Annotated in this window: 22 protein-coding genes; 1 reads left to right on the forward strand and 21 read right to left on the reverse strand. The window is 42.0% G+C overall.

Annotated features, from left to right (window positions below; all coding sequences use genetic code 11):
- Positions 1 to 126 precede the first annotated feature (126 nt).
- From rnc to IE339_RS17415, 12 genes are all read right to left on the reverse strand, one after another.
- Complete coding sequence (gene rnc, locus IE339_RS17360; RefSeq protein ID WP_242169574.1) at positions 127 to 873, reverse strand: ribonuclease III; 747 nt, start codon at positions 871 to 873, stop codon at positions 127 to 129.
- Positions 874 to 1,086: 213 nt separating this feature from the next.
- Positions 1,087 to 1,320 (reverse strand): acyl carrier protein, encoded by a 234-nt coding sequence (acpP, locus tag IE339_RS17365; RefSeq protein ID WP_053401735.1) that lies wholly within the window; start codon positions 1,318 to 1,320, stop codon positions 1,087 to 1,089.
- Between the two features lie 65 nt (positions 1,321 to 1,385).
- Positions 1,386 to 2,126, reverse strand: coding sequence for a 3-oxoacyl-[acyl-carrier-protein] reductase (gene fabG / locus IE339_RS17370; RefSeq protein WP_242169576.1), 741 nt, complete (start codon positions 2,124 to 2,126; stop codon positions 1,386 to 1,388).
- A 5-nt stretch (positions 2,127 to 2,131) separates the two neighbouring features.
- Positions 2,132 to 3,070 carry an ACP S-malonyltransferase gene (gene fabD, locus IE339_RS17375; RefSeq protein ID WP_242169578.1) on the reverse strand — a complete coding sequence of 313 codons (939 nt, stop codon included), beginning with the start codon at positions 3,068 to 3,070 and terminating at the stop codon, positions 2,132 to 2,134.
- Between the two features lie 15 nt (positions 3,071 to 3,085).
- Entirely contained in the window at positions 3,086 to 4,084 is a 999-nt protein-coding gene (gene plsX, locus IE339_RS17380; protein WP_242169581.1) for a phosphate acyltransferase PlsX, read from the reverse strand.
- A complete protein-coding gene (fapR, locus tag IE339_RS17385) occupies positions 4,068 to 4,664 on the reverse strand; it encodes a transcription factor FapR (protein ID WP_053401739.1) in 597 nt (198 codons plus the stop codon). The genes plsX and fapR overlap by 17 nt, the downstream gene beginning before the upstream one ends.
- Before the next feature lie 240 nt (positions 4,665 to 4,904).
- Positions 4,905 to 6,953: an ATP-dependent DNA helicase RecG gene (recG, locus tag IE339_RS17390; protein WP_242169582.1), complete on the reverse strand. Its 2,049-nt coding sequence runs from the start codon at positions 6,951 to 6,953 to the stop codon at positions 4,905 to 4,907.
- Positions 6,946 to 7,833 carry an L-serine ammonia-lyase, iron-sulfur-dependent, subunit alpha gene (sdaAA, locus tag IE339_RS17395; protein WP_242169585.1) on the reverse strand — a complete coding sequence of 296 codons (888 nt, stop codon included), beginning with the start codon at positions 7,831 to 7,833 and terminating at the stop codon, positions 6,946 to 6,948. Before sdaAA ends, recG begins: the two co-directional genes overlap by 8 nt.
- A 26-nt stretch (positions 7,834 to 7,859) precedes the next feature.
- Complete coding sequence (gene sdaAB, locus IE339_RS17400) at positions 7,860 to 8,522, reverse strand: L-serine ammonia-lyase, iron-sulfur-dependent subunit beta (RefSeq protein WP_242176228.1); 663 nt, start codon at positions 8,520 to 8,522, stop codon at positions 7,860 to 7,862.
- A 549-nt stretch (positions 8,523 to 9,071) separates the two neighbouring features.
- Complete coding sequence (locus IE339_RS17405; protein WP_053403320.1) at positions 9,072 to 10,103, reverse strand: PTS sugar transporter subunit IIC; 1,032 nt, start codon at positions 10,101 to 10,103, stop codon at positions 9,072 to 9,074.
- A gap of 228 nt (positions 10,104 to 10,331) precedes the next feature.
- Positions 10,332 to 12,011 carry a DAK2 domain-containing protein gene (locus tag IE339_RS17410; protein ID WP_242169586.1) on the reverse strand — a complete coding sequence of 560 codons (1,680 nt, stop codon included), beginning with the start codon at positions 12,009 to 12,011 and terminating at the stop codon, positions 10,332 to 10,334.
- A 15-nt stretch (positions 12,012 to 12,026) separates the two neighbouring features.
- Positions 12,027 to 12,389: an Asp23/Gls24 family envelope stress response protein gene (locus IE339_RS17415; RefSeq protein WP_053403322.1), complete on the reverse strand. Its 363-nt coding sequence runs from the start codon at positions 12,387 to 12,389 to the stop codon at positions 12,027 to 12,029.
- 253 nt (positions 12,390 to 12,642) lie between these two features.
- On the opposite strand from IE339_RS17415, the gene rpmB reads away from it, so the two are divergent.
- Positions 12,643 to 12,831, forward strand: coding sequence for a 50S ribosomal protein L28 (rpmB, locus tag IE339_RS17420; protein ID WP_053403323.1), 189 nt, complete (start codon positions 12,643 to 12,645; stop codon positions 12,829 to 12,831).
- Positions 12,832 to 12,871: 40 nt separating this feature from the next.
- Here rpmB and spoVM read toward each other — a convergent pair whose 3' ends face one another.
- From spoVM to fmt, 9 genes are all read right to left on the reverse strand, one after another.
- Complete coding sequence (gene spoVM / locus IE339_RS17425) at positions 12,872 to 12,952, reverse strand: stage V sporulation protein SpoVM (RefSeq protein WP_053403324.1); 81 nt, start codon at positions 12,950 to 12,952, stop codon at positions 12,872 to 12,874.
- A 92-nt stretch (positions 12,953 to 13,044) separates the two neighbouring features.
- Positions 13,045 to 13,686 carry a thiamine diphosphokinase gene (locus tag IE339_RS17430; protein WP_242169588.1) on the reverse strand — a complete coding sequence of 214 codons (642 nt, stop codon included), beginning with the start codon at positions 13,684 to 13,686 and terminating at the stop codon, positions 13,045 to 13,047.
- Positions 13,687 to 13,779: 93 nt separating this feature from the next.
- Positions 13,780 to 14,430: a ribulose-phosphate 3-epimerase gene (gene rpe, locus IE339_RS17435; RefSeq protein WP_242169590.1), complete on the reverse strand. Its 651-nt coding sequence runs from the start codon at positions 14,428 to 14,430 to the stop codon at positions 13,780 to 13,782.
- Between the two features lie 3 nt (positions 14,431 to 14,433).
- Positions 14,434 to 15,315 (reverse strand): ribosome small subunit-dependent GTPase A, encoded by an 882-nt coding sequence (gene rsgA / locus IE339_RS17440; protein WP_242169592.1) that lies wholly within the window; start codon positions 15,313 to 15,315, stop codon positions 14,434 to 14,436.
- Between the two features lie 22 nt (positions 15,316 to 15,337).
- Complete coding sequence (gene pknB / locus IE339_RS17445; protein WP_242169594.1) at positions 15,338 to 17,308, reverse strand: Stk1 family PASTA domain-containing Ser/Thr kinase; 1,971 nt, start codon at positions 17,306 to 17,308, stop codon at positions 15,338 to 15,340.
- 5 nt (positions 17,309 to 17,313) lie between these two features.
- Positions 17,314 to 18,057 (reverse strand): Stp1/IreP family PP2C-type Ser/Thr phosphatase, encoded by a 744-nt coding sequence (locus tag IE339_RS17450; protein WP_053403329.1) that lies wholly within the window; start codon positions 18,055 to 18,057, stop codon positions 17,314 to 17,316.
- 5 nt (positions 18,058 to 18,062) lie between these two features.
- Positions 18,063 to 19,154: a dual-specificity RNA methyltransferase RlmN gene (rlmN, locus tag IE339_RS17455; protein ID WP_242169596.1), complete on the reverse strand. Its 1,092-nt coding sequence runs from the start codon at positions 19,152 to 19,154 to the stop codon at positions 18,063 to 18,065.
- Between the two features lie 2 nt (positions 19,155 to 19,156).
- Positions 19,157 to 20,500, reverse strand: a complete 1,344-nt coding sequence (rsmB, locus tag IE339_RS17460) for a 16S rRNA (cytosine(967)-C(5))-methyltransferase RsmB (protein ID WP_242169598.1) — start codon at positions 20,498 to 20,500, stop codon at positions 19,157 to 19,159.
- On the reverse strand, positions 20,493 to 21,443 hold the full coding sequence (gene fmt, locus IE339_RS17465; RefSeq protein ID WP_242169600.1) for a methionyl-tRNA formyltransferase: 951 nt from the start codon (positions 21,441 to 21,443) through the stop codon (positions 20,493 to 20,495). The genes rsmB and fmt overlap by 8 nt, the downstream gene beginning before the upstream one ends.
- Position 21,444: the final 1 nt, after the last annotated feature.

Consider the following 21,444-nt stretch of genomic DNA (forward strand, 5'->3'; position numbering starts at 1 on the left):
CCCCCTCTGAATGAAGAAGGGGGATTTGTTGCCAATCAACCTCTTAATCAATGACGGTTCGGTAGACTCAACCGATTCTACTCACGTACCATCACATAATGACAACGAGGTTCGCTTAGGCTTCTTTTATAAGTTCGAGTTGGATTTCAGCTTTGTGATCGCTACTTGTGCTGCTTTTTGCTCCGCTTCTTTTTTTGAACGGCCAACTCCAACACCTAATTCTTCACCATTCAACGATACCCGTGACATAAACTCTCGGTTATGCGCAGGCCCCTTTTCCTGTAAGACCTTGTATTCTAATTGTCCATGTCCGTCTCGTTGGATTAATTCCTGAAGCTGACTCTTGAAATCCATCACATGAGAAAACGCACCGTCATGAATCTTAGGAAACACGATTCTGTCGAGAAACTGCATTACAGCTTCTATCCCTCGGTCAAGGTACAATGCTCCAATGAATGATTCAAACACATCGGCAAGCAATGCAGGGCGTGTTCGACCACCCGTCATTTCTTCCCCTTTACCCAGTAACACTAGGTGCCCAAATGACAACTCATTGGCAAACGTTACAAGAGAAGGTTCACACACAATCGCAGCTCTAAGCTTCGTCAACTCACCCTCACTCATCATCGGGTATTTTTTAAATAAAAATTGAGATACGGTTAATTCCAATACCGCATCACCTAAAAATTCTAGTCGCTCATTATCCTCGTGAGGACGACGACGATGTTCATTGACATAAGATGAATGGGTAAATGCTTGGATCAGTAATGATTCATTATCAAAATGGAAGCCAATCATCTCTTGAAACTCTTGAAATCCTTGCTTCATCTTGCTATTAATTCGTCTTTCTCTTCCTGCATAATGTCTAGACATAGGTACCTCCAATAATACCACATACATTTTCTAATTTTTTACCATAACATACTTCATTATAAAACGGGATAAAAAAAAAGATACAGTATCTTTTTAAAAAATGTACATCTTTTTCGTTTTTTTTACCATTTCGCTCATTTTTCGTTCATAATGAAGCGAAAAAGCAGGAAAAGCCCCGCTAAAGAACGGGACTTGTCAAAAAGGAAATACAGATTAGATTTTGCTCTGTATGTACGTAACAGCATCATTTACTGTTGCGATTTTTTCAGCTTCTTCATCTGAAATTTCCATATCAAATTCATCTTCAAGCTCCATTACAAGCTCAACTACGTCTAAAGAATCTGCACCTAGATCGTCTTTGAAAGAAGACTCTAATTTAACTTCGCTCTCGTCAACACCTAAACGGTCAACGATGATTTTTGTTACACGTTCTACTACTTCTGCCACTGCCTTTCACCTCCCCTCAAGGTATTATAGAGTATTCTAGTTAAAAATACTAGAAATCTTTCTAATTACATGACCATTCCGCCATCTACGTGAATCGTTTGCCCCGTAATGTACCGGCTAGATTCAGATGCTAGGAATACAACGGTTTTCGCGACGTCCTCAGGCTCACCGAAACGTGAAAGCGGAATTTGTTTTAGCATTTCTGCTTTTACCTCTTCAGGAAGCTCATCCGTCATATCAGTTGTAATAAAGCCTGGTGCGATGGCATTCACCGTAATATTACGCGCAGCAAGCTCTTTTGCTGTTGTTTTGGTTAAACCAATAACACCTGCTTTTGCTGCGACATAGTTCGCTTGTCCAGGATTTCCACTCACACCAACGATTGAAGAAATGTTAATAATTCTTCCTTGGCGCTGCTTCATCATTTGACGCGTTACCGCTTTTGTACATAAGAACACGCCTTTTAGATTGATGTTCATCACATCATCCCACTCTTGTTCCTTCATACGCATTAACAAGTTGTCGCGCGTAATCCCAGCGTTATTAATTAAAATATCCAGCGAGCCGAAAGTTTCAATCGTTTGCTTCACAAGTGATTGTACAGCGTCTGCCTCTGCTACATTCGCTTGAATTGCGACCGCTTCGCTTCCAAGTGCTTTGATTTCATCTACTACTTCGAGAGCCTTTGCTTCGCTTCCTGCATAGTTAACAACAACTTTTGCACCTTGTTTAGCAAGCTCAAGCGCGACCGCTTTTCCGATACCACGAGAAGCACCCGTTACAAGCGCTACTTTATTTTCCAACATACCAATCACCCTTTAATCGCTTTTATAGTTGTTTCCATTGATTCAAGATCATAAACAGAATGAATCGTTACCGAACGGTTCACCTTTTTTACTAGACCCGCTAATACTTTACCTGGTCCAATTTCAATGAATGTGTCCACACCGTTTTCAATCAATGTTTCAACTGATTCGTGCCATCTTACCGGTGAATAAAGTTGTTCAACAAGCTTTTGCTGAATCTCTTCTTTTGACGTAATCGGTTGTGCGACTACGTTTGATACGACTGGAATAGAAGCATCTTTTAATTGGAGCGTTTGTAGTGTGTCATTTAGCTTCTCTGCTGCTGGTTTCATTAAGCTTGAATGGAAAGGTCCACTTACAACTAAAGGAATCGCACGTTTTGCTCCCTTTTCTTTCGCTAAAGCAGATGCTTTCTCTACGCCTTCAACCGTCCCTGAAATAACAATTTGTCCTGGGCAGTTGATGTTTGCCAATTGAACAGGATGTCCTTCTGCTGTTACTTCATTTGTCACTTCTTCTAATTGCGAAGCTTCCATGCCCAATACAGCTGCCATCGTCCCTTTGCCTGCAGGAACTGCCTCATCCATAAACTGACCGCGTTTGCGTACGGCTACAACCGCATCTTCAAACGTCATCGCATTTGCGGCAACAAGCGCACTGTATTCGCCAAGACTATGTCCTGCTACGTAATCAGCTGAAATACCAGATTCCTCAAAAACACGCAACATCGCTGTGCTCGTTGTTAAAAGAGCAGGCTGAGCGTTGTATGTGAGCGTTAGATCTTCTTGGTTTCCTTCAAAAATGAGCCCCGACAAATCAAATGCTAATGCTTTGTCTGCTTGTTGATAGATGTTTTTTGCTTGTTCATAGGATTCAAAGAAATCCTTTCCCATGCCAATTGCCTGTGAACCTTGCCCTGGAAAAACAAATGCAATTTTACCCATAGAAGTTTCCTCCTTTTAATTCGTTTCGGTTTGTTCTTCTTCAATCGCTGCTTTAATAGTTGAACTCACTTCATGCTCAACCATTGTGAAGGCTTGCTTAATGGCACTGAAAATAGCGGTAGCATCTGATGAACCGTGTGCTTTAATAACCGGTGCTTTTAAACCAAATAGCCCAGCCCCACCATATTCAGCATAATCCATCTTTGATTTTAGACCTTTTAATTGAGGCTTTAAAACAGCGGCTGCCATTTTACTTTTGAACGTGCTTGTAAGCTCTGTTTTAAGCATAGAGAATAGAGAAAGAGCCGTTCCTTCAATCGTTTTTAACGCGATGTTTCCCGTGAAACCATCCGTCACAACAACGTCTGCTACACCTTCTAACAGATCTCTTGATTCCACATTTCCAATAAAATTAAGATTTGCTTCTTTTAATAATTGGAATGTTTGCTTTGTAAGCTCATTACCCTTTTTATCTTCGGTTCCGACATTCAATAATCCTACGCGCGGAGATGCAATGTTACGAACTTTTTCAGCGTAAATAGAGCCCATAATGGCATATTGCAACAAATGAGTGGCTTTCGCATCAACGTTAGCTCCGGCATCCAACAGTAAAAATCCTTTGCCATCAAGCGTTGGAAGCGTCGGTGCAAGCGCAGGTCGCTCAATGCCATCAATGCGTCCCACGACAAACAGCCCAGCTGTCATTAATGCACCTGTATTTCCAGCAGAAATACACGCGTCCGCCTCACCGTCTGCAACCTGTTTCGCTGCCAGCACCATCGAAGCATTTTTCTTACGCCGCACAGCGCGAACGGGCTCGTCCATTGCGTCAATCGTTTCATCCGTATGTACAATCGTAATACGCTCACGATTCGTTAAGTATTGGTTAATTTCTTCTTCTTTTCCCATTAGGGTAATATGTAAATTAGGGAAATGACTAATCGCCTTTTCAGCTCCTTCTACCACCGCTTTTGGCGCATTGTCTCCTCCCATTGCATCAATGGCTATTTTCATGATGTTCCTCATCCTTTTTATCATAATTTGAGCGAAACATTTTGAACATGCCTGCGAACACGATTTCCTGCCCTACGTAGCTGTTCACTTCTACCGTTGTGCGGCCACTGAGTTCAATCTCTGTTACCTTCGCTTTTGCAATTACTCGTTCATTCACCTTCACCTGGCGTAGAAATTTGACCGCCGCATCAGCTGTTAGTGCTAATTCATCGTTGATTAGTGCGACCGCAAGCGAATTGGCTTGCGCAAAAAGATGATGACCTCGTGCAATTTGATTTCGCTTAAACACGTGTTCTTCGCGAACATCAAAGATGGAAATAGCTGAATGTTCAAGTTCAATATCGATAATTTCACCGATTACTTCTTCAATAGGCAGTGATCGAACTTCGTCCTCAAGCTGTTTTGATGCAACATGCTTAATTCGTTCACGTAATTCAGGTATTGATAGTTCCAAACGATCTAGTCGAATCGTTTGAATACTTACTTCGAATTGATCTGCTAGTTCTTCATCTGTAATAAAGGGGTTTTCATCAATTGTGATTTTCAATAAGCGCTGCCGTTCTTTTTTATTTCGCTTCATTATTCACCATCCGAACTTTTATTACTAGGTACTAACAGCAGTATATAATCATTAAAAATATTTTGCAACCATTATATCAGAAATAGCTATGAAGAAAAGGCGTTGCAATAGGATTTGTCATCACCTTTATCGCTAACAGCGCTCTCTCATACTACCTCTTTTTCGCTCGGATCGCTCCGCAAAATGAAAAAGGATGTTAAAGAGAGAAACTCTTTTAACATCCTACCGACTACATTGTCTTTAATCAAGCTTTTCCCCTTTTAACGCCCCTGTTTCCTTCAAATATGAGCGTAAAGGCTTATACTCATCACTCTGCCAAAAAGCGTCGGAGTTCACGAGATTTGTTGCGTCATCCCGCGCCGTTTCTAGCGCTCGGTAATCATGTACCATATCGGCTACTTTAAATTCGGGCATCCCACTTTGCTTTTTCCCGAAAAAGTCTCCGGGTCCACGAAGCTCAAGGTCTTTTTCCGATAGTACAAAACCGTCATTCGTTTCGGTCATGACCTTCATGCGCTCTTTTCCAACCTCTGATTTTGGATCGGCCATTAAAACGCAATATGATTGCGCACTTCCACGACCAACGCGCCCTCTCAGCTGATGAAGCTGTGATAATCCAAACCTCTCTGCATCATAGATAAGCATGATGGTGGCATTTGGTACGTTTACCCCTACTTCAACGACCGTTGTTGACACTAGGATTTGCACTTCGTTGTCACTAAAAGCTTTCATCACTTCGTCTTTTTCATCGGAATGAAGACGGCCGTGCATGAGGCCAACGTTGCATTTTCCGTTAAAATAGTGAGTCAATGTTGCATGAACATCAATAGCATTTTGCACATCCAGCTTATCTGATTCTTCGATAAGCGGACAAATAACATAGGCTTGACGTCCCTCTTGAAGCTCTTTATGAATAAATTGCAGGATGCGCTCAAGCATATCATGCTTCACCCAATACGTTTCAATTACTTTACGGCCCGCGGGCATTTCGTCAATGATGGAGACATCCATTTCACCAAACACCGTAATCGCAAGCGTTCTTGGAATTGGCGTCGCCGTCATAAACAGAACGTCCGGGCTTTCTCCTTTTTCACGAAGCACACGTCGTTGTTCAACACCGAAGCGATGTTGCTCATCTGTAATAACGAGGCCTAGCTTTTCAAAGACGACTTCATCTTGAATGAGCGCATGTGTTCCTACAAGAACTTGGATGTCATTATTTTTGACGCGCTGAAGGATTTCACGGCGTGCTTTTCCTTTAACAGAGCTTGTCAGCAGGCCAACGTTAATTCCTACTTTTGAGAGCATCTCCTGGAGCGAATCTACGTGCTGCTCTGCGAGGATTTCCGTTGGAACCATTAAAGCCCCCTGATAACCAGCAAGGACGGTCGCATATAGAGAAATGGCAGCGACGACCGTTTTCCCTGATCCTACGTCCCCCTGCAAAAGTCGATTCATTCGATAAGGCGATTTCATGTCATACGTAATTTCATTTACAACCCGCTTCTGAGCGTTTGTAAGCGGGAAGGGAAGCATATTCGTGAATTCCACAAGCTTACTTGAATCAAATGATTGCTGAATACCCGGTGCCTGCTCCCGTTCCATTTTACGAAGCGCCTGCATTTTGAGTTGAAACAATAAAAATTCTTCGTATACGAAACGTCTTCTTGCCTGCTTAAGGCTATCGTGATCCGGTGGTAAATGCATGACCTTTAGCGCCTCTTGTCGAGATAAAAGTTTATACCTGGCCTGAAGAGACGGCGGAAGAACCTCCTCAAGCTGGTCAATATAGCTATGAAGAGCAGACGCCATGTAACGGCGCATCGCCTTTACGGTCACTTTTCCTTTAACAGAGTACACAGGCTCAATTTCCTGCTTGCGCTGAAAGGGACCAAAGTGAAGCTCTTGGAGGGTAATGGTTTGCCTATGCTGATCCCATTTCCCAGAAACCGTCACCGTTTCGTCTAGCTTCAGCTTATCTTTGTAATACGGACGATTAAAACATGTGACCGTGATTAGATAACGTCCAACGAGCAGTCGAAACGTTAAGCGAGAACGCTTTTTTCCGAAGTAAGTAAGAGTAGGAAGGCCGTGTACTTTTCCTTCTACCGTTACTCTCTCTTCGTGCTTACAATCGGCTAAATCTTTCAGCTTATAGTCTTCGTATCGATAAGGCAAGTGCTCTAACAAGTCATACACATTTTGAATTCCCATTTCGTGCAGTGTTAAGGCTGTTTCATTCCCGATTCCTTTGAGGTCGGTAATTGGGATTTCAGTTAAGTTACTCACCTTGCGCTAGCGGAATACCAAAGATTTTCGCTTCTAACGCACGACCTGTTGGCGTTGCCGCTAAACCTCCCTTAGCCGTTTCTTTTAAAGCAACCGGCATCGTTTGACCAATTCGATACATTGCATCAATAACCTCATCACATGGAATTCGACTTGTTACACCTGCTAAAGCCATATCTGCTGCGATCATGGCGTTTGCAGCTCCCATTGCATTACGTTTGACACACGGTACCTCTACAAGTCCTGCAACAGGGTCACACACTAATCCAAGCATATTTTTAAGCGTAATTGCCATCGCTTCAGCAGCTTGACTCGGCGTTCCACCTGCTAATTCAACGATTGCAGCCGCAGCCATACCAGAAGCAGACCCTACTTCAGCCTGACAGCCACCTGCTGCTCCGGAAATAGACGCGTTGTTTGCAACTACAAAACCAAATGCACCGGATGTGAATAAAAATTCAATCATCTCTTCGCGCGTTGGATTCAACTTATGTTTTACCGCAAATAGAGTTCCAGGTACTACGCCAGCTGAGCCCGCAGTTGGTGTTGCACAAATCGTTCCCATTGCTGCATTGACTTCGTTCGTTGCTACTGCTTTACTGACCGCATCTAGAATTAAATTACCTGAAAGCGATTTTCCGCTTTTAATATAGTTTTGAATAAGTACAGCGTCTCCACCTGTAAGTCCTGATACAGATTTCACTCCGTTTAAGCCACGCTCTACCGCTTCTTCCATCACCGTTAAATTGCGATCCATTTGCGCAATAATTTCCTCGCGAGATCGACCCGTTATATCCATTTCCTGCTGAATCATAATTTCCGCTATTTTAACGCCTTTTGATTCAGCTAATTCCACAACCTCCGCTACATTACGAAACATATTTGTTCCCCGCTTTCTCGTTCTTGTTAGTCAACCATACGTGTTACTTGAATAATATTTGGCAGCGTTCGCAGTTCGTCCAATACGCTTTCTTCGATGTTGTGATCAACTTCAATTGCCATTAGTGCCACCTGGCCTTTTTCTTTACGCGATACTTCCATGTGTCCGATGTTAATACGGTGCTTCATAAGAACATTCGTTACACCAGCGATTGCACCATATCGATCGTTATGCACAATTAAGATGGCTGGATCTACGCCTGAGAGCTTTAATTCAAATCCGTTGAGCTCAGTAATTTGAATTTTCCCTCCACCGATTGAGATTCCAACTACTTCTAATTCACTGTGTTCATCTATTAATTTTAAACGAGCCGTATTCGGATGATCCGTTATCGCCGTTTCTTCGATAAATGTTACTTCCATTCCTTGTTCCTCTGCGAGCTTTAGCGATTGAGGAATGCGTTCATCGAATGTATCAAAGTCAAGGATTCCTCCAATTAGCGCAACGTCTGTTCCATGACCTTTATATGTTTCAGCAAATGATCCATACAACGAAACGATTACTTTTTTCGGTTCTCTATTAAAAAGGATTCTAGCTACGCGTCCGATGCGTGCTGCACCAGCAGTGTGTGAGCTAGAAGGACCTATCATAACGGGTCCAATAATATCAAATACGGACTTATACTTCATCATCGTTTCTCCCCTTCACGGTTTCCACTCTGTTCATTAATTTCACTTTGAAAAGTATATAGTAAAATAGCAAAATAAAAAAGTTTATTTTCCCCTGATTTGTGCGCTACATACTCGTGATTTAGCAGACAGATGTCTGGCTATAGCCTTCGTCTTTCATTTTATCATGTCTGTGCTATTTCATCATTAAAATCAACGATGTTTTTGAAAGCGTTTTCTAAATAAGTAATTCTGATGAGATTTGTTTATTTCACATGAAACACTTTTGACTAGTTCGGTTCTCACTTTCAGATTACTTCGCTTTCCGCGGGGCGAGCGCTGAGCTTCCTCGTCGTTTCTCTCCTGCGGGATCTCAGCTGTCTCGCTATTCCCGCAGGAGTCTTCGCATCTTCTACTCCGGCCCTCTTGTTGTTGGAGTAGGATTCGTTCAATGTGTCTCTGTTCCAAGTAACGATAGACAAGCAAGTTTTAGTTTTTTTAAAAGGAAAGCTTTGTACTTCTTTGTTCACATAGCTAAAAAGCACCCCTTTTGAAAAGAGGTGCTTTTGATTAGGCAGCTTGTTTCGCATCGCCGCGAATTTCTGCGACGGTTTTAATGTTGTAGTTTTTGAATACGATCGATCCTATGTATCCAACAAGTGCACTGACGATCGCACAGAGAGCAGCGCAAATGGTCACGCGAATGGGATCATTGAAGCCGTACATAACGGCTAATCCAGCGATTGGTGTTGCGGTTCCAGCAGCGTTGTTAACTAATCCGAATAAGGATACAACGACTCCTGCTGCCGCTCCACCTACGAAATTGGTCACATAGACTGGAATAGGGTTAGCTGAAATAATATCTGACTGAGTAAGTGGTTCAATCGCTACTGAAATAGTGGTACGGCGATCCCCGAATTTCATGCGATCAAACAGCACGTAATTCATAAATGAAGATCCCATCACTGCTAAAGCCCCAATAGCCATCGGCAAGCCTGTTAATCCTAACATAGCCGTCAAGGCCATTGAACTGAGCGGAGCGGTTGCCACAACGGTAATGACGCCACCCAAGATGATCCCCATGACAACTGGGCTACTCGTTGCCGTTTGCTTAATCACACCGCCAATGTTTAAGAGCGTCGCGTTGACAACCGGATCTACTCCTACCGCAATCAAACGGGCAATTGGTGCAATGATAAGCACGTTTCCAAGTAAATCCAATCCTGCTGGGAATTTGTTTTCCACCCATTTTGATAAATAAGCGACTAAATAACCAGCGACAAACCCAGGTAATAACCCCAGTCCACTACATGCGACTCCAATCATGAGCGAATAAACTGGTGAAACGCCAAGCGCGAGTGCCACGAGAGCTGCGGCCGCAACGCCTCCCATTCCTCCTGCTGCGGTCCCAACTTCACCTAGAAATTTAATTCCTAGCAAATCTCCGCCTACATAGTGCTGAAACGCTTCGACTAAAAAAGCGGCAACAGCTGCGTTTGCCAAAGCGCCCATCGCTTTCATCCCATGTGGAGCTTTGTAGCTAAATAACGAAAATAGACATAGAACGACTAATAGTAATACAGTTCCTTTTAAAATGTCCACGTAGTCTCTCTCCTCTTCTGATGTTTTTACACTCTAGAAGCTTCTCCCACCGTTCAAAATTATCATTAAACGAACATTTTTAAAAGAATTTTCGGTTCATAATTCGGTTTTTAGTCTAAAAATACTATATTTTTTGATTTTTCAAGCCAATTGTATGCCTTTTCACGATTAACTCGCGTATACATGACAAAAAAGTCCCGACCATATTCGGTCGGGACTTACCGTGTATTATTCAATCGCAAAAATATATGCGTATAGTGGCTGTTCACCGCTATGAACTTCTACTTCTACATCTTCGAAAGAGGACTCAATGAATTCAACAAGTGATGCTGTTTCTTCATCAGATGCGTCCTCTCCTTGTAGAATCGTCACAATCTCTGCATCTTCATCGATTAAATGATCAACTAGCTTTTTTGCCGCTTCTAATTGATTTTTGTCTTTTACAGAGATTTTGCCATCCGCGATTCCCATAAAATCGCCTTTGTTTAATTCTAGACCGTCGATGCTCGTATCGCGTACAGCATACGTAATTTGCCCTGTCTTTACATGACTGAGCGCTTCTGTCATAGCTGCTTCATTCGCTTCTACGTCCACATCAGGATTAAACGCTAGAATAGCAGACATTCCTTGAGGAACCGTTTTAGATGGGATAACTAGTACCGTTTGATCGACCACATCTGCTGCCTGGCGAGCTGCCATCACGATGTTGCTGTTGTTTGGCAGAATGATGACCGTTTCTGCATTTGCTTCTTCAATCGCTTTTACGATATCCTCCGTGCTCGGATTCATTGTTTGTCCACCTTCAATTACAACGGATGCACCGATGCTTTTGAAGAGGTCTGCAATACCTGAACCCATCGTAACGGAAATAATGCCATATTTTGATTTTGCCTGTGCTTTTGCTGGAGCACTTGGCATACTTGGTTCATCGTGTGATACGATGCTGCTGTGCTGTTCGCGCATGTTTTCAATTTTCATGTTGATTAAGCTACCAAATGTTTGAGCATACGTAAGCACTTCACCTGGATATTCAGCGTGAATATGTACTTTTACGATCTCTTCATCAGACACCACAAGCAATGAGTCACCTTTTTTGCTCAACTCATTACGGAATGCTTCCTCAGAGAAAGAAGTTTTTGCTGTATTGTCAGCTTCTAACTTCACCATAAACTCCGTGCAATAACCAAACTCAATATCTTCTGTGCTCATATGACTTTGGGCACTTTTATGATGCTCTGCGTTAACAAGCTCGTCCAATGAAGGAGCAGCAATCGTAACACCAGGAAGCTTTTCACCTTTAAGTTCAGCAAGGAACCCTTCGTAAATAATAACGAGACCTTGTCCACCGCTATCTACTACTCCTACTTCTTTTAGTACAGGAAGTAGATCTGGCGTACGGTTTAAGGAAGCCTTCGCTTCTTTTAACGTTTCTTCTAAAAGGGCGATAATATCGCGTTCTTGCTTTGCAACTGCTGCGGCGTGCTTAGCAGCATCTTTAGCTACCGTTAAAATTGTTCCTTCTACAGGTTTCATTACTGCTTTATAAGCTGTTTCAACACCTGCTTCAAGACCCTCGGCAAAATCAGCAGCTGTAATTGTCGCTTTTGATTCAATCTTTTTTGCGAATCCTCTGAAAAGCTGAGACAGAATAACACCTGAGTTACCGCGCGCTCCCATTAGTAAACCTTTTGCAAGCGACTGCGCAACTTTCCCAGCATGATCTGAAGGGTTATTTTTAACTTCTTTAGCACCAGAAGTAATCGATAAGTTCATATTTGTTCCCGTATCACCGTCTGGAACTGGAAATACGTTGAGAGCGTCTACCATTTGGGCATTATTCGTTAAGTGCTGCGCACCTTGAATAATCATTTCCCTCAAACGCTTTCCATCTAATACTGTAATTGACACAAATCTTCCTCCTTACTACAAGTTCGTGACGCGAACACCCTGCACGTATATATTGACTGAGTCTACAGTTAGTCCTACCGTTTGTTCTAATGTATACTTAACTTTCGTTTGAACGTTATGTGCAATCTCGGAAATTTTCGTACCATAGCTTACGATGATGTACATATCAATGTGTACGTCATCTTCCTCTTGGCGAACGATGATCCCACGAGTAAAGTTTTCTTTTCGAAGAATTTCTGTAATACCGTCTTTAATTTGATTTTTGGACGCCATTCCTACTATACCGTAGCAGTCAATTGCTGCTCCTCCTGCTATAGTAGCAACCACATCTGTTGCAATATCAATCTGACCGTATTGATTTTTCATTTCGATGGACATACACTTTCCCCTTTCCATATTCATAGGTTACTCACATTTTACTATAAGACCATACTTTTTGAAAGCACATTCAGATTGCTAACATGGGAGGTTCTCTTATTATACAACAATGGATTCATTTATATGTCAAGGGAAATTTCTTGAAAGCATTGCAAACTCCTATTGCATTAATACTCAGCGTGTGATAAATTAGTATAGTATTTCTCGACAGTAGAAGTCATTTAGTTTCTTGTGAGTGAGGAGGGAATTAATAATGGCACGTAAATGTGTAATCACTGGTAAAAAAACTAGTTCAGGTAATGCACGTTCACACGCTATGAACGCTAACAAGCGTAAATGGGGTGCAAACGTTCAAAAAGTACGTATTTTAGTTGACGGTAAACCTAAACGTGTATACGTATCTGCTCGCGCTCTTAAGTCTGGTAAAGTTGAACGCGTATAAGCATATAAAAAAAGCACCATGTCCGCATGGTGCTTCTTTTTTAATCTTTTTTTAGCGTATTCAGCATTGCTCTTACGATACCACCCAAGAACTTTGGAAGTTTAATTGTATAGAATTTCATACTTTCCCTCCTAATCATCTCTCCGCTTTCATCATTTATCAGCATATTCGATGTTTGTAAAATTAGTACCTTGAAGTAAACGTAGGTCGTGCTTAATCATTACTTCTTATCATCATTAATATGCCTTTAGTAAACGAAAAAGTACCCGTTTCATGAAGAAGTTCATTACTTACGCAAAGAGTCGATCCCCACTTGATCGTTTGATTTGTCAGAGGGTATTTAAAGTCCACAAGCGTGATATTCTCCACCGTATCAGAAAATGGCAAAAATGATACGTATTGATAATCCTCGTTTCGTTGAAGCGTGTAACGCCCTGCCTCGTGCATTGAAATAATGTTTGTTTGATCTACTATTTCGCTTGCAATCCCCTTTAAAAGTGCTCGGTACAACAGCTGAATAGTCGCATAGCCATGGTCCATACGTCCCCCTGTCCCTCCAAAAATCCGTATGCATGTCGGGTTTTGATCCATCGCCCATTCTAGAGCAAGCTCTAGATCGGTTTTATCCTTCTCAGCTGGATAAACTTCCAGTTCGCTCAGCTGCTGCTGAATATAATGAAGCTCCTCCTGTGATACTGAATCAAAATCGCCAAACGCCTTCACTGGTCTAATGCCCTCGTTCAATAAGTGAAATACTCCTCGATCAATGCCAACCCATTTATCACACGTCCATTTGGCATCTGAAAGAGATGGAACCAGCTCCTGTGGTCCTCCTGCCAATAAATTAATAATCATGATTTGTCCTTCTTTCTTTTATCATTCTGCAAAAAAAGGATAACAAAAAGCGGGTGCGCTTCTTATTATCCTTCTCCCTCATTATTTGTTCTTTTATAGCGTTGAACGAATGGCTTTAATAGCAGCTCCTCGATCTTCTTTATCATAGATCGCTGAACCAGCTACGAGCACATTAGCGCCCGCTTCTACGCATAGTCGAGCCGTTTCTTCATTCACGCCTCCATCAACTTCTACATCAATTGAAAGATGACGAATTTGAATCAGTTGCGAAATTTGTTCAATTTTTGGCAGCACGCTCTTAATGAACTTTTGTCCTCCAAATCCAGGGTTCACCGTCATAAGAAGTACAAGATCAATGTCTTCTAAAATATGCTTAACCTGATCAATAGGTGTAGCAGGATTTAGTGCTACACCAGCCTTCACACCGTGCTCCTTAATGAGCTGAATCGTACGGTGAAGGTGCGGACAAGCTTCTGCGTGAACCGTAATAATATCAGCACCAGCCTTTGCAAAGGTTGGAATGTATTGATCAGGGTTCTCCATCATGAGGTGAACATCTAATGGTAAACTCGTTGTTGGACGAATTGCTTCAACAATTAATGGGCCAATCGTCAGATTCGGTACAAAATGACCATCCATTACGTCAACATGGATATAGTCAGCACCCCCTGCTTCAACATCTTTGATTTCAGCAGCTAGATTGGCAAAATTGGCAGATAATATGGAAGGTGCGATTTTTATCATAATTTAATACCTCGGCTTTCTTTGCTTTATTTCTTCAACAAATTGTAAATAGTGTTCATAGCGATAAGAGGGAATCTCTTCGCTTTCAACGGCTTGTTTGACAGCACATTTCGGCTCTTTAAGGTGCATACATCCTCGGAATTTACATTCTTCACTTAAACGAGCCATTTCCGGGAAGCAAAATGGAAGGTTTTCAAGTTCGAGATCCATGAATTCAAGCGAGCTGAATCCTGGTGTATCCGCTACTAAACCTTCTTGAACAAAGATAAGTTCTACGTGTCTTGTCGTATGCTTCCCTCGTCCCAAAGCACTCGAAATATCATTCGTTTTCAGCTCTAATTCTGGCTTCATCGCATTTAAAAGGGATGACTTTCCGACCCCTGACTGGCCGGCAATAACCGTCACCTTATGATTTAGATAGTCATAAAGACTTTCTACGCCGTCTAATGTCGCTGCAGAAGTTAACAAAACGTCATAGCCCATTTTCTCATAATCGGCCGCAAATTGCTCAATTTCGGCTCTTTTTTCATCTGAAAGAAGATCGATTTTCGTAATACAAATAACGGGCTCAATATCATTTGATTCAACGAGAACGAGGAAACGATCTAGCAACGTTGTGCTAAATTCAGGCTCGATGGCGGAAAACACAAGGAGCGCTTGATCAACGTTTGCAATCGGCGGTCGTACTAGTTCATTTTGTCGTTCTTTAATTTCAAGAATATAGCCCTCGCGCTCATTTTCTGCTTGAAACACCACATGATCTCCAACAAGAGGTGTGACCTTTTTTTTACGGAAAACGCCTCTTCCACGGCATTGTGTTACTTGATGATCATGAAGCACGTAGTAAAAACCACTAAGCGCTTTAATAATTGTGCCTTCTGGCATATACTCACTCCTTGTATAGCTACTATTGCTCTGGATAATCCACTTGTTTCTCTTCGATAACTTGTTCATCACGTATAATTCTATACGTAGCTTTTTCACCTTGCGGAATAATTAAATCTATTTTTTTCGTCATAGGAGCCGTAATTGAAAATTCTTGGACAGGCATATCCATATCGTGATCTTTATCATCCACAAAGATTTTGACCTGCTGTGGCTCTCCTGGCGTCACCGTCTCGTACGGAATGGTCACGTCTACCGTGACTTTTTTCGGCGGCTTCGGCTTCTCACCTTCCGAAATTTTCACGTGAATGGTTTGGCCTTTTTGAATATTCGTCCCTTTTGAAGGGGACTGCTTAATGACAAGACCTTTTTCTTCGTCCTTTGAATATTCTTTTTGAATATCTAAGTTTGCCCCAACATCGTTTGCATAATCACGAACGCTCTTCTCCGTCCATCCCATTAAATCTTTTACCGGAATTTCTGGAGGTCCCGTGCTTACCCAAAAGGTGATATCCGTTTCATCTGGAATAACTTCTTCGTCTGGACGAGGATCTTGATCAATGATCGTACCAGGACTTTCTTCACCGGAAACTTCGAACGTTTTCATTGAACGGAAATCTGACAATAGCGGCTTAATTCCTTCAATGTCACGCCCCTTATAGTCACCAATGGTGAATTTTTTCTTTCCTGTACTTTGATAAATGGTTACTTTGCTGCCTTCTTTTGCAACTTCGCCGCTTTCTGGGTCCGTTCGTACGACCTTTCCTTCTTCAATCTTATCGTCCGTGACGAGCTTTGGATCTCCTACGGAAAACCCGAGGGAGCTCAGCTGATTGACTGCATCTTCATACTCTGTATCCGCTAAGTTCGGAACTTGTATGTCCTTTGGAAGTAGTAAGGACGGAACAAGCGTAACTGCTGCCACCCCTGCTCCAATAAGTAAAACGAACAAAATGATTAGCGTCGGCAGGAGCCTGCTTTTTTTCTTTTTCTTTCGCTTTTTTTCTTTTACCGGTTGGGTCTTTGAAACACTTTCTGCGTTTTTACCCTTTTTAGGTGGCGTAACGATCGTTTCATCGCTTTCCTCCTGTATAACGGTATCTTTAATAACCGGAATGGCTTTTGTCGCATCCTCGTCAACGGGAATACGAAATTTTTGCTCATTCAAACGCTCCGGATATAGCGCTGATTTTAAATCTTCTAACATTTCAGCAGCCGTTTCATAACGATAAAATGAATCTTTTGCAGTTGCTTTTAGAACAATATTTTCAACGCTCTGTGGAATAGAAGGATTCCAGCGTTTTGGAGAAGGTGTTTCTGTTTGCAGATGCTTGAGTGCGATTGCGACCGCTGACTCTCCTGAAAATGGAACGCGCCCCGTTAGTAGTTCAAACAGCACAATACCTAATGAATAAATATCAGAGCGCTTATTCGCCATTCCCCCGCGCGCTTGCTCAGGTGATAGGTAGTGCACAGAACCAAGCACAGAGCTTGTTTGCGTAATCGTAGTCGAGCTCAGCGCAAGCGCAATACCGAAATCCGCCACTTTTGCCGTGCCGTGGTCATCAATTAAAATATTTTGCGGTTTAATATCGCGATGAACGATACCAAACTCATGTGCATGATTAATGGCTTCTGTAATCTGTGCCATAATATTTAAGGCTGTATCAATGGGGACCGGCGCTTCCCGCTGTATGTATTGCTTTAATGTTTGCCCTGGTACATATTCCATGACGATATAATAAATATCTTCTTGTTCCCCAACATCATAAATACTCACAATATTTGGGTGTGCAATACTGGTCGCTGATTGTGCTTCGCGATGAAACCGCTTAATAAAAGACTCATCGTTTGAAAAATCTAGACGCAGAACTTTTATGGCTACGTCTCGCTCCAAAATAATATCTCGAGCAAGGTAAACGTTCGCCATTCCTCCACCACCGATGACTTTTACAATCTTATAACGGTCATTCAATCGTCTGCCAATTAGCATTACACTCACCCACTTCCATTTGTGAAATCAACAATTACTAGTGTAATATTATCTTCCCCGCCTGAATCATTTGCCTGTTGAATTAAAGACGCTGCTTTTTCTTCTAGCGTTAAGGAAGAGGCAAGCGTTTCTTTTAACTGCTCTGTGGACACTTTATTTGACAATCCATCTGAGCAAAGAAGCAATTGATCTTCAGCTTCAATTTCAATTGTTTTAATATCCACATAAACTCTTTCTTCGGTTCCAAGAGCCCGCATTAAAATGTTTTTACGCGGATGGTGCTCCGCATCTTCTCGTGAAATTTGCCCGCTTTTTACGAGTTCATTAACGAGTGAATGATCTTCTGTTAGCTGTGAAAAGCCGTTCTCATTCAGAATATAACAGCGGCTGTCACCAATATTGCCTACTGTACAAAAGGAATCTGTACAAACAGCCATTACGACCGTTGTTCCCATCCCACGGCATTCTTCATGCTCTTGTGAATATTGAAACAAATGTTGATTGACTTGTGTAATTTTTTCCTTCATCCACCTAGATGCAACATCAGGAGAAGAAAGCTTTTCGCTTTCTTCCCAATATTGCTTTAATTCCTTTATGGCCAAGCTGCTTGCTACATCACCGGCACGGTGTCCTCCCATGCCGTCTGCCACTACAGCTAAAGACTGACCATAACGATTAACAAATACCCCTCCAGAATCTTCGTTATGCTGACGAACCTTCCCACGGTCGGTCATAAAAACTACTCCCATTTGCTTCACCTCGTCTCTTCTTGACGCTCCTTCGCGCGTAGCTGACCACAAGCTGCATCGATATCATGACCTTGTTCGCGACGAATCGTCACATTGACACCACGATCTTTCAATACGCGTTCAAACGCAAAGATTTGCTCGCGCGGCGTGCGTACGTAATCACGTTCTGGTACATAGTTTACTGGAATTAAGTTAATGTGGCATTTGATCCCTTTTACAAGCTTCGCTAATTCTTCTGCGTGCTCTACTTGGTCATTAACGCCTCCAAATAAACCGTACTCAAAGCTAATGCGGCGGCCCGTTTTATTCACATAATAACGAACAGCTTCCATTAAATCTGGCAGTTTGTACGCACGGTTAATTGGCATTAAACGTGAACGAGTTTCTGTATTCGCTGCATGTAGAGAGATAGCAAAGTTGATTTGCATGTTCTCATCCGCAAAATCATAGATTTTAGGAATAATTCCACTCGTAGATACCGTAATATGACGAGCACCGATGTTTAAGCCCTCATCAGAGTTAATAATTTTAAGGAACCCTAACATGTGATCATAGTTGTCGAATGGTTCACCTATCCCCATAATTACGACGTGACTCACGCGTTCTCCTTGTTCATCTAGTGCCTTTTGTACTTTTACTACTTGAGCAACGATTTCTCCCGCTTCAAGGTTTCGTTTTAGTCCACCTAAAGTCGACGCACAGAACGTACAACCGATGCGGCAACCAACTTGTGTTGTTACACAAATAGAATTTCCGTATTCATGGCGCATTAGAACTGTTTCAATCGTATATCCATCATGAAGTTCAAATAAAAACTTCATCGTTCCGTCAGAAGACGTTTGTTGAACGGCTGTTTCAAGCGTTGTAAGCACGAAATGTGCTGCTAGCTTTTCGCGCAGCTCCTTCGATAAGTTGCTCATATCTTCAAATGACGTTACACGTTTTGTGTATAACCAATCATAAATTTGCTTTCCGCGGAATTTCTTTTCTCCATTTTCTACTAACCAATTCTCTAATTCGTGTAATTGGTAAGAATAGATGGAAGGGTTTCGATCAAGCTCTTTGTTTTTTTTCTTAGCTGATAATACTTTTTCCATTCCTACACCTTCTTTCTTAAACTAGCAATATAAAAACCATCGCTTTGAAAATCATCTGGGAGTAATTGAATTTGACTTTCCGTCACATGTGGATGCAGCACAGACGGCATACGCTCCTTGAACGTTGTATCAAACTGAAAATCCTCATGTTCTTGTAAAAATTGATACACAACCTCTTGGTTTTCATCTTGATCAATTGTACAAGTGCTATATACAAGTGTTCCACCTTTTTTTAAAAGTGGTGCTACAGCACGTAAAATATCCGCTTGGATGCGCGCTAATTGTTTCACATCCTGCTCCGTTTTCGTATACTTCACATCTGGCTTACGTTTCATTACGCCAAATCCTGTACAAGGAGCATCTACTAATATTCTATCGAAGGTTTCATCTTTAAACAATTCCTGCACCTTACGACTATCTGACACCTTTGTGTCAATATTATCTAACCCAAGACGTTTTGCTTGGTCTTCAATTAGCTTAACTTTATGAGCGTGAATGTCCAATGAAACGACTTGACCCGTCTGTTGAAGACGTTCTGCAATATGCGTCGACTTTCCTCCAGGCGCCGCACAGCTGTCTAAAATTGTTTCGTTTGGTTCCACGTTTAATGCGTGAGCAACAAGCATAGAGCTTTCGTCTTGAACAGTGAACATGCCCTGTTTAAATGCTTCTGTATACACCGCATTCCCTTTTTGTGTTTCAAGGGCTTCCTCAAGAAACAATCCGTCTTTTACTTGAATTCCTTCTTCAGCAAGCTGTGCTTTTACTTCTTCCTTCGTAAATTTAGATGTATTTACGCGAAGGGATTGTTTTGGAGCCCGAAGATTAGCTTCACATATTCCCTTGGTTTTTTCAACCCCATATTGCGCTGCCCATCTCTCAACAAGCCATAGCGGGTGGCTTGTCTCAATGGAAATACGCTCTAACGGTTTTTTTATTTCATCTAAGCTTTTTAACCCATTACGCTGAATAGTACGAAGCACACCGTTGACCATTGATGAAATGCCTTTATGACCACGTTTTTTCGCAATTTCTACCGCTTCGTAAAAAACCGCTCGTTCAGGAATACGATCGAGGTACACCATTTGATAAAGCGACAGGCGAAGAAGTACGCGTACCCAGTCCTGAAGTTTTTTCGGATTTTTAATAAACGGTTCTAAATAATAATCAAGCGTGAGCTTACGTTGAATCGTTCCGTAAACCATTTCCGTTAATAGTCCCGTATCTTTTCCTTTAATGCCATGCTTTTCAATGCTCTTGTTTAGCAACAGGTTACTAAACGCTTGATTCTTTTCAATGGAAAGCAAAATATCTAAAGCGACTTCACGAACGTTATACTTACTCATTCGCTTCTCCTAGCTTTGTCCCTACTTGTAGCTGACCACCGCGTAAAAACTGGCCTGCATCCATGCGTTTTTTACCTGCTGGCTGCAGATCAGTAACTTTAATCGACGTTTCATTTCCTGTTGAAACAACAAATCCATCTTTTTCAATCGCCGTAACGGTACCGGCAGGCTCTGTAGAAGGCGACGCGACTTTTTCTCCCCACCATACTTTCATTACTTGTCCTTCTAAAGTTGTATAAGCAACTGGCCAAGGATGAAGTCCTCTAATATGATTATAAATTTCTTCGCCCGTTTTGCTCCAATTAATTTTTTCCTGCTCGCGTTTAATGTTGGAAGCAAAGGTAGCTTCTTCATCATTTTGCTTAATCGGCGTTAGCTTTCCTTCTAATAAAGCTGGAATCGTTTCAGAAAGAAGCTGTGCTCCTGCTTCACTTAACTTATCGTGAAGTGTACCGACATGATCACGCTCTTCAATCGGCACTTCTACTTTCGTTAAAATGTCTCCTGCATCCAGTTTTTCCACCATATACATAATGGTTACACCTGTTTTAGGTTTTCCTTGTAAAATAGAGTAGTGAATCGGCGCGCCTCCGCGAAGCTCAGGAAGCAATGAAGCATGAACGTTAATACACCCTAAGCGTGGCGCATCCAAAATAGCTTTTGGAAGGATTTGCCCAAAAGCAGCCGTGACAATAAGGTCTGGCTCATAGGCTAGCACTTCGCTGTATGCTTCCTCTAAACGAATCTTTTCTGGTTGCAGAACCGGAATGCCATGTTTTTCTGCCTCTACTTTAACAGGAGGCGGTGTTAAAATCTTTTTACGGCCCTTCGGACGATCTGGCTGTGTAACAACTGCCGATACGTTATAGCCATCTTGTAGTAATTGTTGTAAAACGGGAACGGAAAAATCCGGTGTTCCCATGAATACGATATTAATGCTCATC

Source organism: Priestia koreensis, assembly GCF_022646885.1.
GTDB lineage: Bacteria > Bacillota > Bacilli > Bacillales > Bacillaceae_H > Bacillus_AG > Bacillus_AG koreensis_A.

Coding starts and splice junctions, on each gene's coding strand:
- rnc (WP_242169574.1), bottom strand. CDS start 873: ATGTCTAGACATTATGCAGGAAGAGAAAGACGAATTAATAGCAAGATG.
- fabG (WP_242169576.1), bottom strand. CDS start 2,126: ATGTTGGAAAATAAAGTAGCGCTTGTAACGGGTGCTTCTCGTGGTATC.
- fabD (WP_242169578.1), bottom strand. CDS start 3,070: ATGGGTAAAATTGCATTTGTTTTTCCAGGGCAAGGTTCACAGGCAATT.
- plsX (WP_242169581.1), bottom strand. CDS start 4,084: ATGAAAATAGCCATTGATGCAATGGGAGGAGACAATGCGCCAAAAGCG.
- fapR (WP_053401739.1), bottom strand. CDS start 4,664: ATGAAGCGAAATAAAAAAGAACGGCAGCGCTTATTGAAAATCACAATT.
- sdaAA (WP_242169585.1), bottom strand. CDS start 7,833: ATGTTTCGTAATGTAGCGGAGGTTGTGGAATTAGCTGAATCAAAAGGC.
- sdaAB (WP_242176228.1), bottom strand. CDS start 8,522: ATGAAGTATAAGTCCGTATTTGATATTATTGGACCCGTTATGATAGGT.
- IE339_RS17415 (WP_053403322.1), bottom strand. CDS start 12,389: ATGTCCATCGAAATGAAAAATCAATACGGTCAGATTGATATTGCAACA.
- rpmB (WP_053403323.1), top strand. CDS start 12,643: ATGGCACGTAAATGTGTAATCACTGGTAAAAAAACTAGTTCAGGTAAT.
- spoVM (WP_053403324.1), bottom strand. CDS start 12,952: ATGAAATTCTATACAATTAAACTTCCAAAGTTCTTGGGTGGTATCGTA.
- IE339_RS17430 (WP_242169588.1), bottom strand. CDS start 13,686: ATGATTATTAATTTATTGGCAGGAGGACCACAGGAGCTGGTTCCATCT.
- rpe (WP_242169590.1), bottom strand. CDS start 14,430: ATGATAAAAATCGCACCTTCCATATTATCTGCCAATTTTGCCAATCTA.
- rsgA (WP_242169592.1), bottom strand. CDS start 15,315: ATGCCAGAAGGCACAATTATTAAAGCGCTTAGTGGTTTTTACTACGTG.
- pknB (WP_242169594.1), bottom strand. CDS start 17,308: ATGCTAATTGGCAGACGATTGAATGACCGTTATAAGATTGTAAAAGTC.
- IE339_RS17450 (WP_053403329.1), bottom strand. CDS start 18,057: ATGGGAGTAGTTTTTATGACCGACCGTGGGAAGGTTCGTCAGCATAAC.
- rlmN (WP_242169596.1), bottom strand. CDS start 19,154: ATGGAAAAAGTATTATCAGCTAAGAAAAAAAACAAAGAGCTTGATCGA.
- rsmB (WP_242169598.1), bottom strand. CDS start 20,500: ATGAGTAAGTATAACGTTCGTGAAGTCGCTTTAGATATTTTGCTTTCC.
- fmt (WP_242169600.1), bottom strand. CDS start 21,443: ATGAGCATTAATATCGTATTCATGGGAACACCGGATTTTTCCGTTCCC.